The sequence below is a fragment of the Marinitoga sp. 1155 genome, from assembly GCF_001021175.1.
Lineage (GTDB): Bacteria > Thermotogota > Thermotogae > Petrotogales > Petrotogaceae > Marinitoga.
In genome coordinates this window covers 51,096-67,585 of record NZ_AZAX01000013.1, presented here as the reverse complement: position 1 = coordinate 67,585, position 16,490 = coordinate 51,096, and the positions used below count along the sequence as shown (strand labels likewise).

The 16,490-nt window shown below is 28.9% G+C and carries 13 protein-coding genes; 2 read left to right on the top strand and 11 right to left on the bottom strand.

The annotated features are described in order from the left end of the window. The coding region (locus tag X274_RS05735) for an AAA family ATPase (RefSeq protein ID WP_047265859.1) at positions 1 to 1,390 on the bottom strand (1,390 nt) is incomplete at its 3' end. A 799-nt stretch (positions 1,391 to 2,189) separates the two neighbouring features. Between X274_RS05735 and X274_RS05730 the strand changes: the two genes are divergently transcribed. Both X274_RS05730 and X274_RS05725 read left to right on the top strand, forming a co-directional pair. Then, positions 2,190 to 4,361 (top strand): TIM-barrel domain-containing protein, encoded by a 2,172-nt coding sequence (locus tag X274_RS05730; RefSeq protein ID WP_047265858.1) that lies wholly within the window; start codon positions 2,190 to 2,192, stop codon positions 4,359 to 4,361. A 140-nt stretch (positions 4,362 to 4,501) separates the two neighbouring features. Then, entirely contained in the window at positions 4,502 to 5,167 is a 666-nt protein-coding gene (locus X274_RS05725; protein ID WP_052913194.1) for a HesA/MoeB/ThiF family protein, read from the top strand. Between the two features lie 148 nt (positions 5,168 to 5,315). Here the strand turns inward: X274_RS05725 and X274_RS05720 are convergent, their stop codons facing one another. The 10 genes from X274_RS05720 to X274_RS05675 form a co-directional block, all read right to left on the bottom strand. Continuing rightward, positions 5,316 to 7,025: an NADH-dependent [FeFe] hydrogenase, group A6 gene (locus X274_RS05720; protein WP_047265856.1), complete on the bottom strand. Its 1,710-nt coding sequence runs from the start codon at positions 7,023 to 7,025 to the stop codon at positions 5,316 to 5,318. A 46-nt stretch (positions 7,026 to 7,071) separates the two neighbouring features. Beyond that, positions 7,072 to 8,280: a complex I 51 kDa subunit family protein gene (locus X274_RS05715; RefSeq protein ID WP_047265855.1), complete on the bottom strand. Its 1,209-nt coding sequence runs from the start codon at positions 8,278 to 8,280 to the stop codon at positions 7,072 to 7,074. A gap of 12 nt (positions 8,281 to 8,292) precedes the next feature. Beyond that, positions 8,293 to 8,712, bottom strand: a complete 420-nt coding sequence (nuoE, locus tag X274_RS05710) for an NADH-quinone oxidoreductase subunit NuoE (RefSeq protein ID WP_052913193.1) — start codon at positions 8,710 to 8,712, stop codon at positions 8,293 to 8,295. Positions 8,713 to 8,936: 224 nt separating this feature from the next. Then, the gene (locus X274_RS05705) at positions 8,937 to 10,895 is read right to left on the bottom strand and encodes a peptidylprolyl isomerase (protein WP_047265853.1); all 1,959 of its coding nucleotides are present in this window, start codon (positions 10,893 to 10,895) and stop codon (positions 8,937 to 8,939) included. Between the two features lie 75 nt (positions 10,896 to 10,970). After that, positions 10,971 to 11,945: a thiamine pyrophosphate-dependent enzyme gene (locus X274_RS05700; RefSeq protein ID WP_047265852.1), complete on the bottom strand. Its 975-nt coding sequence runs from the start codon at positions 11,943 to 11,945 to the stop codon at positions 10,971 to 10,973. A gap of 16 nt (positions 11,946 to 11,961) precedes the next feature. Further along, a complete protein-coding gene (porA, locus tag X274_RS05695) occupies positions 11,962 to 13,131 on the bottom strand; it encodes a pyruvate ferredoxin oxidoreductase (RefSeq protein ID WP_047265851.1) in 1,170 nt (389 codons plus the stop codon). Between the two features lie 15 nt (positions 13,132 to 13,146). Then, positions 13,147 to 13,455 carry a 4Fe-4S binding protein gene (locus X274_RS05690; RefSeq protein WP_047265850.1) on the bottom strand — a complete coding sequence of 103 codons (309 nt, stop codon included), beginning with the start codon at positions 13,453 to 13,455 and terminating at the stop codon, positions 13,147 to 13,149. Next, positions 13,448 to 14,023, bottom strand: coding sequence for a 2-oxoacid:acceptor oxidoreductase family protein (locus X274_RS05685; RefSeq protein WP_047265849.1), 576 nt, complete (start codon positions 14,021 to 14,023; stop codon positions 13,448 to 13,450). The genes X274_RS05690 and X274_RS05685 overlap by 8 nt, the downstream gene beginning before the upstream one ends. A gap of 26 nt (positions 14,024 to 14,049) precedes the next feature. Continuing rightward, positions 14,050 to 15,639: a glycoside hydrolase family 57 protein gene (locus tag X274_RS05680; RefSeq protein ID WP_047265848.1), complete on the bottom strand. Its 1,590-nt coding sequence runs from the start codon at positions 15,637 to 15,639 to the stop codon at positions 14,050 to 14,052. Continuing rightward, positions 15,636 to 16,433, bottom strand: coding sequence for a DUF4912 domain-containing protein (locus X274_RS05675; RefSeq protein WP_047265847.1), 798 nt, complete (start codon positions 16,431 to 16,433; stop codon positions 15,636 to 15,638). Before X274_RS05675 ends, X274_RS05680 begins: the two co-directional genes overlap by 4 nt. Positions 16,434 to 16,490 lie beyond the last annotated feature (57 nt).

Sequence of the window (16,490 nt, the reverse complement as noted above, 5' to 3'; positions counted from 1 at the left end):
TTTCTATTTCTTTTGCAAATGGTTCTATTTCTCCGTCTTCTAATATCGTTATTATTGCATTTTCTATTTCATCTGTGTCTATATATTCTGTTAGCCTTTCTTCTATGTATTCTGTGAAATATTCTGAGAATATTTTTTTCATTGAGTAATTTGGTATTTTTAAATATGTCCTTAATCCTTCTTTTTCAAATGTCATGAATCCCAGATAGAATAATAATGATTTTATATCTTTTATTTCTATCCTTTTTCCTGGGTTGAACATTGTTGTGAGTTCTGGTAATGTTGTTCTTCCTGTTAATAGTATTTCATTTAGTAATTTACCTATTATTTTTTTTGGACTTTCTTTTGCTTCTTGTTTTTCTTTTTCTGTTAGTTCTTTTTTGTTGTCTTTGTCTATTTTTACTCCAAGTAATTCTCCTAAGCTAAATAGATTCTGTACTTTTTTGTAATCACTCATTATGTTGTCATCTATTATTTTTTCTGGTGGTAATTTTTCTCTTAGATATTCTATTATAAAATAAAATACCATATCAGGGTTATATACCCTGTTTTTGGCTTTTATATTGAACCTATATCCATTATAATTTTCCTGCATTTCTTTTAATAATTTTTCTGAATATATGTCATAATATTCCAATAATTCTTTTACTTCTTCTTCTTTGAATCCAAGCATTTCATTGAATTCTGGTTTTGTGGTAATACTCATTGTTATGTTAAATCCGCTGGTTAATGAGTCCAGCATTATTGGACTTACACCTGTCATGAATAGTCTTTCTATTATTGTTTCCGTTCCTTTTTTTATTTCTTCATAGAATTTCCTTACAAATCCATGTTTTGTTACGCTGTCTTTGAATAAATCAAGGTTAAAACTCAATAGTTCATTCGCAAAGTGATCATATTCATCTATTAATAAATATATTGGTTTATCTAATATATCAATTGCATTATTCAAAAAAGCTCTAAGTATATCTGCTGGTTCTATATATTCCTTTTCTATTTTTAATTTTACTTTATATCTATTGTTGAAATTTTCAAGCGAAACTATAATGTTATTTTTAAAACTATTTATTAATTTTTCTTTATTTTCTGTTTGTATTCCAGAAAAATTCATTTTTAAAATATAATAATTGTTTTTTAACGATGTTGGATTTTTTCCTATGTATAAGTTTTTAAATAATTCTTCAAATTTCTCTGCATAATTGATATCATAATACTTTGCAAGTGTATCTAAGAACAATGTTTTTCCAAATTTTCTTGGTCTTAAAAACACTATATTTTTTTCATTTAATGATTCTAATTTTTCTATATATTGTGTTCTATCTATGTAATAATAATTCTGCATTATTACTCTTTCAAAGTTTTGTTCTCCATATGGTATTTTTTTTCTCATGGCTCACCTCCACATGACATACCTCCGGTAGGGATTAGGATTAAAATTTAATATTTTAAAATAAAAACATTTCAATATTTTCAAAGAAAATATTCACGCCTACGGCGGGTTATAGGTTTAAAATAGATATTAATAAAAAACAGATCTATATTTGCTTTGCAAATATTCACGCTACCGCGGGTAATTTGATGTCTATATCTATTATATCATAATTATTCTATCCCCATCTTTGTAATAATATTACAATGTCCAATTAGTAAAGCAAGCGAAAACTCGCAGATTGTCCTTACACGCTACCGCTGGTATTGGTTTAAATAATTTTGATTTTATAAAAAATTTCTGAGCTACCGCTCTCCTGCGGTGGGCTATTTGTTTAAATTTTTGTTTTCTATAAAATATTAAAAAAACTATTTATCTTAGATTTTTTATAAAAAATCTAAGCGTGAATGAAAGCCGTCAAAAAAACAGGATGTTTTTTTGAGTGAAACTTTTTCAGGGATGAAAAATCGATGCGACGGCTGAGAATGAATAATTTTAAGGATTATTAATCGAGCTGTTTGAGTGAATTTGACTTTTTGGATAGTCTTTTAATATAAAAATATATTTGATTCATTTTTATAATTAAAATTATCAGGATAAAATTATTGATTTCTATTCATTTTTGTGATAAGATTGAATTGGGCACCCTTTCTCTTGTTTTTTGGTTCAAGTCAATGTTTTTGCATTGAATCAGGGTGTTCCTTTTTTTATTTGCAAATCTTAATGAAAAAGTATTTTTCTAACAAAAGGAGAGGATAAAATGAAAAAGGCAAAACTTTTAAATTTCACAACATTATACAGATTTGGAAATCCTTTTGAAACAGAAGCTGCTATTGTAGAAAAAAATAATTTGAATTTTGAAGAATCAAAAAACTTAGATTTTTTTGAATTAGAAGAAAATGAAAATCAAACAATTTTAAAACTTAATTTAGAAGATTCTGACAGAATTTATGGTTTAGGGCAAACATTAGGTGGATTAAATAAAAGAGGAAAGTTATACAGATTATACGCCACTGATGACCCTATACACACCCCTGAAAAAGAATCATTATATGGCTCACATCCATTTGTTATTATAGATGAAAAATTCGGTTTTTTTATTGACTATCCATCAGAAATAATTTTTGATATTGGTTATAATAAATTTGATTTAATGGAAATAACAATAAATTCAAAAGATTTTGATTTATACATATTTAACTCAAATAATAATTTAGAAGTAATACAGGAATATTTAAGATTAACAGGGGAACCATATATTCCACCAAAATGGGCCTTTGGTTATCAACAATGTAGATGGAGTTATCCAAATGCAGAAACTATCAAGGAAGTCGCAGAAAACTTTAGAAAAAAAGAAATACCTTGCGATGCAATATATATGGATATAGACTATATGAAAAATTACAAAGTATTCACTATAGATGAGGAAAAATTCCCAAATTTCCCAAATTTTGTTAAAGAAATGAATGCAAACGGTTTCAAGCTTATACCAATAATAGACCCTGGTGTAAAAATTGAAGAAGATTATAATATCTATGAAGAAGGGATTAAAAATGAATATTTTTGTAAAGATATCAACGGAAATTATTTTGTTGCAACGGTTTGGCCAGGACACACACATTTTCCGGATTTTTTAAATCCAGATGTTAGAAAATGGTGGGGAGAAAAATATAAAATATTTACAGATCTTGGAATTACTGGTTTTTGGAATGACATGAATGAACCTTCAATCTTTTTCGTTCCGAAATCATTGAAAAATTATCTTAAAAAGATCAATAAAATGCTAAACAAAGAAATAGGATTAGAATTTTTTATAATAAAAGATGAAGTAAATAAATTATCAAATAATAGAGAATATTATAAAAGCTTTTATCACGAAACACCGCAGGGAAACTACTCAAATGAAAAATTGCATAATTTATATGGTTATTATATGACAAAGGCTACAGTTGAAGGATTTGAAAAACTCATACCAAATAAACGCTATTTGTTATTGTCAAGAAGTAGTTATGCAGGACATCATAGAATCGCAACAATATGGATGGGAGATAATATGTCCTGGTGGGAACACATGCTTGTGAACATAAGAATGCTCATTTCACTTAATATGGCAGGATTTTTCTATACTGGTGCTGATATTGGTGGATTTGGAAGCAATTCATCACCAGAACTTGTTATAAGATGGATGCAATTGGGAATATTTTCCCCATTATACAGAAATCATTCTGCATTAGGAACAAGAAACCAAGAACCCTGGGCATTTGATGGAAAAATCGAAGAAATATTAAAAAATATTATAAGATTAAGATACGGTTTAATTCCTTATTTATATTCTGAATTTTTTAATTCAATTGAAAATTTAAAGCCCTTTATCTCTCCTTTATTCTTATATTTTAATGATGAATTGTCAAAAGATATTGAGGATCAATTTATGGTTGGAAATTCATTAATGGCAGCCCCTGTAATACAGCCAAATGCAAAAGGTAGATTTGTTTATTTGCCAGAAAAGAAATGGTTATATTGGAAAGCATCTAAATTAAATGAACGAAAAATAAAAATTTTTAAACCTGGAACACATTATGTAGAAGCAAAATTAAATGAAATTCCTATATTTATAAAAGAAAATTCATTAATCATATTGAATGAAGACAGTGTTAATTATGTGAATGAAAAAGCTATAAAGGAGTTAACTGTAATAGGATTAGTCACCGATAAAGCTGAATTTACATATTTTGAAGATGATGGAGAAACATATGATTTTAAAAATGGGAAGTATGCTAAAATTAAACTATTAGTTATAAAAAATGAAGAAGATTTTGATTTTGAAGTTGAAAAAGATGAAAATGAAAATTACAATTTAACAATTGAAAAAATTAGATTTGAAATATATGATGGGAATGGAGAAAAATTCATATATACTTTAAAAATATAAATAAAGAATTCTTTTAAAAAGCTTTTTTAATCAAAAAAATTATTACTTTATCATTTTTGGTTGAAAGATTTATGAAAATGTGGTAAAATTAAAGCAAAGGCAATTTTGAAACTCTTTTCCTATAACAGGTGGTGGTTAATATGGAAAGATATTCAAGACATAAAAACTTATATAATAATTTTGAAAAAATTAGAAATTCAAAGGTTTTGGTAGCAGGTGCTGGTGGATTGGGTAGCAATGTTTTAATGAATCTTTCAAGATTGGGTATTGGAGAAATACATATTTTCGATTCTGGTATTTTAGATATGCCAGATCTTAATAGACAAATATTATACGATATTGAAGATCTGGGAAAGAAAAAAGTTTTTGTGGCAAAAGAAAAATTAACAAAAATTAATCCTGATATTGAAATACATATTCATGATGAAAAAATAGAAGAAAATACTATATTGCCTTCTGTAGATATTGCAATAGATTGTTTTGATAATTTTGAAAGCCGAAAAATTTTAGATAAAAAAATACATGAAATTAATATTCCTCTTATTCATGGAGGCGTAGAAAGATTTTTTGGCCAGGTAACGGATATTATACCAGGAAAAACAAAATCGTTAAGAGAAATACTGGGAAATATTGAAGATTCAAAAGAAATAAAATTAGTAGTTCCATATTCAGTATCAATAATCGCATCTTTACAGGTCAATGAAGCAATAAAAATATTACTTGGTGATTATAAAAATGCTCTTATTAACAAAATGCTTATAATGGATTTGACTTTTAATTCTTTTGATATAATTGATCTAAACTAAAAAAGATTCTTTTTAAAGTCACTTTATGAAAAGTCCATATTTTTCACGTGAATATAGTATTAAAATATGATTTAATAAGATTTTCAAATATTTTTGAAAAAAACAAAAAAACTCCGGAGAATTCCGGAGTTTTTTGAATTAAATAGTATTAATTTCGTGCTATATAATGTGTATGTAAATAATGATGTGCAATTTCACTATTTGGTTCTTTGAGAAATTCTTTATATAGCTCTTTTACTGCAGGATTTTCATGCGATTTTCTCAATTTCGAATCATAGTCAATTTCATAAATTGATTCCATTCTCTTTAATAAAACCTCTTCGTTTGTTGGTATTGGTTGTCCTCCTCCACCAATACAACCTCCAGGACAAGCCATAAATTCAACAAAATGATATTCAACTTCACCATTTTTAATTTTTTCAAGTAATTTTCTTGCCGCTCCAAGGGTATTTACAACCGCAACTTTAATTGTTTTCCCATTAATTTCAACTTCAGCTTCTTTTACCTTTGTTAAACCTCTCACGCTAACAAAATCTAATTTTTCCAATTCTTTTCCTGTCAATATCTCATATGCTGTTCTTAAAGCTGCTTCCATAACTCCACCTGATGCGCCAAAAATAACACCTGCTCCAGTTGATATTCCAAATGGATTATCATACTCTTCCTCAGGTAAATTTCTAAAATCAATTCCAGATTCTTTTATCATTTTTGCTAATTCTCTTGTTGTCAGCACAAAATCAACATCTCCTGCAAGCTCTGGCCTATTCATTTCATATTTTTTGGCTGTACATGGCATTATTGAAACAACTACTAATTTCTCTTTTGGTACTCCTAATTTTTTTGCATAATAATGTTTTGCAACTGCACCAAACATTTGTTGTGGTGATTTGGCAGTTGAAAGGTTAGGAAGATATTCAGGATAATTATGTTCAATAAATTTGATCCATCCGGGACTACATGATGTAAATAACGGCAATTTCCCACCTTCTTTAAACCTATGGATAAATTCCGTTCCTTCTTCTACTATAGTTAAATCTGCTGTAAAATTAGTATCAAATACCCTGTCAAATCCAAGAAGTCTTAATGCCGATACCATTTTACCTGTAGAAATTGTTCCAGGTTCCATACCAAAAGGTTCTCCAAGGGCTACTCTTACAGCAGGTGCTGTTTGTACTACTGTAATTTTATCAGGATCATTTAAAGCCTTCCACACACCATCAATATGGTATACTTCATGTAAAGCTCCTGTAGGACAATTCATAACACATTGACCACAATTTGTACAATCAACATTCCCCATACCCTCGTCTAAGAAAGTGGTTACTATTGTATTAGGTCCTCTATTTGCAAATGTGAAAATATTAACTCCTTGTATATTAGAACAAGCTCTTATACATCTTCCACAAACTATACATTTTGTAGGTTCTCTAACTATTGAAAAACTTGAAAAATCAGATGGCAAATTTTTTTCCACAGGTGGAATATCTATTTTTGTAACTCCAATTTCTTCCGCTATAATTTTTAACTCACATGTTGTTGAACGAGGACAGGTTAAACAGTTTAATTCACAGCTTATCCCATGTGAAGCAACTATTAATTGCATTATTGTTTTTCTAACTTTTCTTACTTTTTCAGAATGTGTTTTTATTTTCATACCATCACTTATATTAACAGCACACGATGGAACAAGTGTCTTTGACCCTTCAACTTCAACTACACACAATCTACATCCACCATATGGTTCCATATTTTCTATATAACATAATGTTGGAATTTTTATATTAGCTTTTTTAACCGCTTCAAGTATAGTAATATTTTCAGGCATATCATATTCTCTATTATTAATAGTGATTTTCATAATAACACCTCCGGTGTGATTAACTTTTTTTATTTTTTATTAAAAATCATTTTACTTCTTCATAAAAATATTTCTCCAAAACTGAATAAATAAAATTAACTGATGATTGTCCAAAACCGCACCTTGCTGCAAGCATTATCGATTCTTTTAAATCACCTATTATCTTTTTGTATTCTTCTTTATATCCCTTTCTTTTCATTTTTAATAATATTTCTCTTATATTTCTATTTCCCTCTCTACACGGAAAACAAGTTCCACATGTTTCTTTTACAAAGAATTCAGAAACATTTAATAATATATCCAGTAAATCATGTTTTTTTGAAACTACTATCATCCCACCAGAACCTATAGATGAACCGGATTTTTCCAAGTCTTCATAAGTATATAATACATCTAATTCTTCGTCCTTTAAAATAGATGTTGCTATTCCACCAGGAACTACAAAATTAATTTCATCTTTTGAACCACCCGCTAATTCAATAATATCTTTTACGGTCATACTACCAAATTCGATTTCATATACATCTGGTAATTTAACATCACCATTTATAGAAACTAATTTTGTTCCGCGACTTTTTTCTGTTCCAAGTTTTGAATATATATTATCTTCATATTTCATAATTTCAGCCACAGCAGTCAATGTCTCTACATTATTTACTACAGTTGGTTTATCAAATAAACCTTTTTGAACAGGATATGGCGGTTTTATCCTTGAAAATCCTCTTTTCCCTTCTATAGAATTTATTAATGATGTTTCATCTCCACATACATATGCCCCAGCACCTTTTATCAATTTTAATTCAAAATCAAAACCACTACCCAATATATCTTTACCTAACAACCCTCTATGATAGGCATCTTTTATTGTTTTTTCAAAAATTTCTATAGCATTTGAATATTCACCCCTAATATAAATGTAGCCATAATTTGCCTTAACTGTATATGCTGCTATTATTATGCCCTCCAAAACTTTAAATGGCATATTTTCAAGAAGAAACCTATCCTTAAACGTTCCTGGTTCTCCTTCATCTGCATTACATATTAAAAATTTCACATCACTTTTTTGAGAAAGTGCAAATTGCCATTTTTTCCCAGTTGGAAAACCAGCCCCACCTCTTCCTCTTAATCCTGATTCGGTTATTTTTTTCACAATATTTTCTGAATCTAATTTTAATGAATTTTTCAACCCAATAAATTCATAATTTTCCATTGTTTTATCAAGATCCGATTTTAAAAATATTTTTTCTTTTATCATAACTTCACCACCTTATATACATTCTTTTAAAATTGAAATGGCCTGTTGAGGTGTAAGTTTAGTATAGATTTTATTATTTACTAACATTACAGGCCCTTCACCACAATGCCCCAAACATTCCACAACTTCAAGAGTAAATTTTTTATCCGAAGTAGTTTCTCCCGAGTCTATTCCTAAAAATTCTTTTATAGTTTCAACAACATCCTCGGCACTATTGAGATGACATGAAAGACTATTACAAACACGTATGATATATCTTCCTCTTGGTTCAACATGAAACATTGAATAAAAAGAAATTACACCATACAATTGCGACTTTGGTATTTTTTTTGCTTTAGCAATTCTAATAATCTGTTCTTCTGGAATATATCCATAAGTATCTTGAATATCGTGGAGTTCTTCTAATAATGTTTTTTCATAAAACTTTTCCACTGTATTCACCCCCTTATTTTTATATTACCACTTTATTAAAAATATAACAAATATATTTATAGTTAATAAAAGGAAACTACAAGCGATTATAGTTATTAATGTTTTATTAAAGTGGTTTTTTTTATTTTGTTAATAATTATTAAAAATTACAACTTATCTTTCTACATACATAAATAACAAAAACAGGAGAGCATTAGCTCTCCTGTTAAATTTAAAATTATATACTATTTACTTGTTTCTGTCGCATTTTGAGACTCGTATTCTTTTTCTGCATCTTCTATCATTTTGTCTATACCTGGATATTTTGGATCTAATTTCTTAATCTCTTCTAAATATCCTATTTTTGAGAATGTATTTTGACTGAATGTATCATTGAAATCTATTAATGTTTCAAGTGCCTCTATTCTTGTTTCTGTTGATGCTTTAGAAAATGCTATTCTATTTAAATTAAAATTAATCTCTTTTAGCTGTTGTCCAAAATATTGGAACATCGCATTTGCATCTATATATCGTAAATATTGTTTATATGTATCAATTTTGTTTTCAGAATATTTTAATGCTACTTCGTAATTCTCTGGTGCTTCTTGATAATAGAACTCAACTGTTTTGTTTGAACTCGGATATTCTGCAAATAATTCGTCTAATACTTTTATTCTTTTAGCTTTTAAAACTTCCATTTCTTTTTGTAATTTTACTTTGTTTTCTGCTATTTCCGAATCTGTATAATCTTTTAACTCTTCTTTTATTTCTAAGAAATCTTTAGCATCTTCATATTTAAATCTTTCTTTTAATAATTTTGTATATTCTTCACCCTGTACATTTTTCATTTTTTCACTTAATTCATTATATTTTTTATTTATTTCATCTAATCCTAATTTTAAAATCTCTGGATCAACTGAATCTTTTAATGTTAGGTATTTTGTGAATTTGTCTAACTTTTGATTTAATATATCTTTTAATAGATTTGTTGCATTTATATATATAGCTTCTTCATTTGTGGATGCATCCACTGCAAGTTCATCATTTTCAAATATATATTGCTCTAATGATTTTATAAATTCACGAATTTTTTGTTCATCTTTTGATTCACTCAAAACAACGTATTCATCATATAATTTTAAATCTTCATCTAAGTATTCTAATCCCAATTTTTCATTTTCTTTATATTCTTTTACCCATGTAATAAACTTTTCATCTTTTAATTTCTTTTCTATTTCACTATAAATTTCCGGAAATTTATTCATTATATCTTCTGGATTATTAAATACTTTTTTATCCTGCACTCTTATTATATGATATCCATAGTTGGTTTTTACAGGCCCAACTAATTCACCCACTGTTGCATTAAATGAAGCATCTTCAAACTCTTTCACCATTGTATTATGTTTAAACCATCCTAATTCTCCTCCACTTGTTGCATTTGATGTATCTTTCGAGTATTTAGATGCTGCATCTTCAAAAGTTATTTCTTTATTTTCTATCATTTGTTTTATTTTATTGGCTGTAGCTTCATCAGAAACCAATATATGTTGTGCTTTTATTTCTTCATATTGTTTTTTCAAATCCTCAAAATTATCTTTTAAATATTTTAACCCTTCTTCTTTTGATACTTTTGAAACCTCATTTTTCACTCTGTCTATTATTAGTTGTATCCTGTAAGCATTCTTATAATTTGCTTTTATTATATTTCTTAAATTATCTTCAGATTTATAATAATCTAAATATTTTTTCCATGTATCCTGATTCTCTTTTAACTTTGCTATCTGGTCATCTATAAATTTATTAAATTCAGTTTCAACTTCTTTATCCGTCGGTGCTAAATTGTTTTTATCTGCATAATATTCTATGACTTTTATATCAAATAATTTTTTTACCGCACTATATGATAAGGTTAATTCATCAAATACCGGATCCAATTTTTGTCCATAAGCTGTATACTGTTGTCTCATTTGATTTACTTCATCATTAATTTCATAACTCATTATCCAATATGGATAATCTAATTCTGTACCGTCTTTTGTTAAAACTGCTGTTGCATTGTCTTTTGATGGTGTATTGGAACTCGCTTTTGCTTTTGATGCTCCCAAATATGCTGCAATTGACCACCAGACTATTCCTGCAGTAAATAATACTACAATCACTATAACTATAGCCTTTTCCCATTTAACAAACCAATCTCTCATCTATAAACCCCCTCTATTCCTGCATGTTATTATAATAGCCTAAAAACCGGGGGCTAGCCCCGGTTTTTATTTTTATTATCTTAGGTACATATCTTTTGTTGCTTCTTCAAATTTTAACAATCTTTCCCATCTTGTATCAACATATTTTTGCATTTCTTCTATCATTTCCATATATTCTGGATGTTGAAGAGCTTTTCTAAATCTTCCTATTGACCTGATATATTCTTCGATTGGCTTAAAGTTTCTCGGTTTTCTTGTTATTTTATAAACTCCTCTGTCAATTTCATATAATGGCCAGTACTTTGTTTCAACAGCTAATTTGGTTATAGCTGGACCATCACTTTCAGGAATTCTCCAGAATCTTACACATGGAGCCAATACTGCTATAAATGCTGGACCTTCATGTTTTAATCCTTTTTCAACCTTTGCCATAAAATCAAAAGGATCTGATGTGGATGCAGTTGCAGCATAAACATTTTCATGAGCTCCAATTATTTCTACTATGTTCTTTTTAAACATTACTTTTCCTGTTTTTACTTTTCCAATTGGTTCTGTTGTTGCATCTGCACCTGGAGGTGTTGAACCTGATCTCTGGTTTCCTGTGTTCATATATCCTTCATTATCATATAAAATGTATAAGAAATCGTGACCTCTTTCAATTGCTCCTGATAATGATTGAAGACCTATATCATATGTTCCTCCGTCTCCACCAAATGCGATAAATTTAATAGGTTTATCTGTCTTTAGTCTTCCTCTATTTTTTAATGATCTATATGCTGCTTCAGCACCGGAAATTGTTGCTGCTACGTTTTCAAATGCATTATGTATATATGGTATATTCCATGCTGTAAATGGATATATTGTTGTTGAAACTTCCAAACATCCAGTTGCGGCACCAACTACAGGTTCGTATCCTAAAGCTTTTGCAGTCATTGTTGCCCATTTTGCTACCATTGGTGCATTACATCCCGGACATAATCTATGACCTTGAGTAAATGGCCAATCTTCTTTATCTACCAAATTAATTAATTGTTTCATATTTACAGGCACTATTGTTCACCTCCAATTATTCTTTTAAGCCAAGATATCTTTCATCATTTGGATCTAATTCACCTTTAATTGCTTCTTCGAATGGAATATGTAACATCGCTGGTGTTACATCTCTTCCACCCAATCCATATACGTATGAACCTATCATTGGTTTTTCTTTTGCTTCATATAATGCTGATTTTATTAATGAATATAATGGAGCTTCTTTACCAAATGACATAGCTCTATCAAGAACAACTACTGCTTTTCTTCCATCAAGAACTGATAAAATTTCCTTTTTAGGGAATGGTGTAAATACCCATGGTTTTACCAATCCTGCTTTTATGCCTTTTTCTCTTAATTCATCAACTACATATTTTGCTGTTGAAGCTGCCGAATTTAATACAACCATTACATATTCAGCATCGTCCATTCTATATAAATCAAGGAAATCATATTTTCTTCCTGATATTTTTTCATATTCTGCAAATACTTCTGGTAATGCTTTATAAGCATTTTTCAAACCTTCCTGTTGTTGTCTATGATGTTCAAAATAATAGTCAAACAAGTCCAATGGACCGTGTGTAATCGGATTATCAATGTCCAATAATGGATATTTAGGTTCCCATAATCCAACAAAATTCTTTACAGCTTCATCATCTAAAATTTCTACTCCTTCAACACCATGTGATGTAATAAATCCATCTAAATTTACCATGGCCGGAGTTAATACTTCTTCTCTTTCAGCTAATTTAGTTGCTATAATTGTCATATCATAAGCTTCTTGAGAATTTTCTGCAAATAATTGTATCCATCCTGCATCTCTTACAGCATATGCATCTGAGTGATCACCATGTATATTTATAGGTCCTGATAATGCTCTATTTACAATTGGCATTACAATTGGCAATCTCATTGATGCTGCAATATAAACTATTTCAAACATTAAAGCTAATCCATTTGCAGCTGTTGCTGTCATTGTTCTTGCTCCAGCAGCAGCTGAACCAACAACCGCACTCATTGCTGAGTGTTCTGATTCAACAGGTACCATTACGGTATCTACTGCACCATCAGCTACAAATTGTGCGAAATATTCAACTATTGGAGTCTGTGGTGTTATTGGATATGCAGCCACAACATCAGGATTTATCTGTCTCATTGCATGAGCTACTGCAGCTGCACCAGTTATTGCTAACTTTGTAGGCATTTATATTCAACCTCCTTATTTTAAAAATTCCGTTTCAGGTTTCATTTCAATTGCATTTACAGGACATACCTTTGCACATGTTCCACAACCTTTACAATAATTATAATCAAACCCTATCATTTCTGTTTTTCCATCTTCTTTTACTTTTCCTTCAATTGCCATATCTGGACAATATAACCAGCATTGCATACAATTAATACATGCATCTTTATTCACAATTGGTCTCATTATTCTCCATGTACCTGTATTATATTCTCTTGCTGTAGCTGGTTTATCAATAACTCCTGCAATTGGCATTTCTTTCCAGCTATCGTATTTAGGCATTACCTTTCACCTCCTGATAACCCCTTTCAACTGCTCTGATGTTTGCTTCAACTACTTCTGGTGCAAATTTTTTCTCAAATGTTTTCTTAACCTTTGCTTTTACTACATCTAAAGGAACTATATTTGTTAATTTTACTAAAGCACCTATCATAACTGTGTTAGGAATTCCTCTTTTTATCTCTTCTAAAGCTATATCTGTTGCTGGTATTGTATATATTTTACCACTAAATCCTGTTCTTTCTTTAACTTCTTCAGGTGATAAAACTGTGTTTACTAACATTATTTTATCCTCTGACAATCCAGCTGTTAATTCTGGCAATCCCAACATAGTATCGTCAAAAATAACAACAACATCAGGATTTTCAATTCCACTTCTTATTCTAATAGGAACATCTGCTATTCTGTTGAAAGCTTTCATTGGAGCTCCTGACCTTTCTGCTCCGTATTCGGGGAATGCTGTTGAATATTTTCCTGCCTCAACAGCTGCTTCAGTCAAAAATTGTGAAGCACTTTTTGCACCCTGTCCAGCTCTTCCATGCCATCTGATTTCAAAATATTTTTCTGGCACTCTTATGCCCTCCTTTCAGATATTGATTACATAGTAACATCATTATAATCAATGTTCTCAAAAATTTTATCCACCCACATATAATATTTTAACTTATTTTTTTCAATTTTTCCACTCTCAAGCATTGCATTAAGTTCAAAAAAACGTTTCACATGTGTTTTTATTCTGTTAACGGCATACTCTACGGTTGTACCAGAACTAATAATAAATACCCAATCACTTGATTGTGCCAACATTAGCTCTTTTATCATTAAAGATATTATATTTTTTTCTACATCGCTATATTTTTTATTCATTTTCACCTTTAATATTTCAATCATTTCATAAATTGCAGGATATATCCAATCGTTATTTCCATTTATCCATTCTTCAAAAAAACCATTTATTCCCCACGTTGATCTTGAAGGATTTACAATCTGTACTTCTTCAACCCTCTTTAAAATATTTTTTGGATTTTCCAGTTTCAATTCTTCTGTATTATATACCTTTTCTATTACTTTTTCTAAAAACATAATTCCTTCATACCACCAATGACCAAAAAATTCTGTATCAAAAGCATATACCATTGTCGGTTCTAAATCTGGATATTCCACATTTAACTCCTTTAATTGCTTTAATCTTTTTTGAACAAAATCTTCTGCATTACTTTTTACTGCTGTATAGGCTTCATCTATATCATATAACATTTTATCAAATAGTTCTTTGTCCTTACCTGTTATTTTATGATATTTTATTCCTGTATTACATCTAACACCACTTTTATCTATATAATCTTTTATATATTCATATTCTCTATCAAAACCTATGTCCCGATAAAATTCTCTGTATCTGGGATCATTTAAATATCCAAACTCTGTGTCAAAAATTTCTATATTATTGTCTTTATCTCTTGAAAATACAAAAATACTTGAATTCGTTATGACTGGATTATATACATTATATATTGGATATGGATTACCATATATTAACCCATTTTTTTCAACAAAGGTGTATTCAATTTCGTATTGATTTAAATATATATCTAAACCTTCATAATATCCAAGTTCCGGGAGCCAAAAACCTTTTGGATAAAAACCAAAAGCTTTTTTGAATGTTTCTAAACCATATTTTATTTGAAGCTTTACTATTTCAGGATATTCAGAATATATCGGTAAAACCGCATGCGTCGCAGATGTTGTTATTAATTCCAGATAACCTTTTTCATAATACTCTTTAAATGCATCTAATATATTTTTATTATACATCTTTTCGAATATTTCTAATATTTCTTTAAAGTTATTTTTATAATAATCTGCCATTTTGTGTTTTATTAATTCTTCATCTTTGGTTCTTTCATATTCTTTTTCTGATAATTCTATAATTTTTTTTAGATATCTAACATATTTTTCCTGCAAATCCATACTATTTAACATTTCAATTAAAGTAGGAGAAAAACTCATTACTAATTTAAATTTTATACCTTTTTTTTCAAGATTTTGAAAAACTCTAATCAGTGGAATATACGTTTCTGTTATTGCTTCAAATAACCATCTTTCTTCCATAAATTCTTCATAATCAGGATGTCTAACATATGGCAAATGCGAATGAAGTACAAATATTATATTCCCATTATTCATTTTTTTATCCCCCTATTTAAAGAATAAAGATTCCATACAAATGAACCGCCACCGGATATAGGAGGTCTATTTCCTAATTGAGGCAATACCATATTATTACTCGACAATCCAGGGATTTTTTCAACTATATTTATATTTATCTTTTTTTTCAATTTTCTTTTTTTGTTCGTTTTAGGATTATATATGACCACATTTTCCGCAATATTTATATTTTCTGATGGCATTATCAACCTATTACTTCTAATCAAAGCATTAAAATTTTTTATTTCATCTAAATATCCAATTTCCGCGATATATTCAGCATTTGATCCTGGAATAAAAAAGTAATAACTTTTATATTCTCTCAAATTATCTAAAGATTCATAAATTCTATTTGCTTCATCTATCGCGAAATCTTTATTTGTTACATCATAAAATCTCATTACGATTTTTGAACTTTCAGGTATTTTATCTATTTTTTGTATCATTTCCTTGGAAAAATTCCAAACTGCATATATCCAATTTGCATTAACACTATTTATTATAAAAATGTTTTCATTTAACATTTCTTGATTGTTTTTTATCAGATCAATACCATTAATATGGGGTATTTGATACGATAATTGGTTTGAAGTATCTGTTATCAACCCCTCTTCCTTTAACTGCAACAACTTATTTTTTATTACTTTTATAATATCTTTTTTTCTCATTGATCTCTTTAATTTAATCCCCATATTTTTAGCTATATTTCTTAATTCTTGAATGCTTGGTTCTTCACTCTCCAATAATCTGGATAGTTTTTTGTCTATTATCATTATTTAACCCCCATTTTTATACATAATTTAAATTTCCAACCCTTTAAATTGTATCAT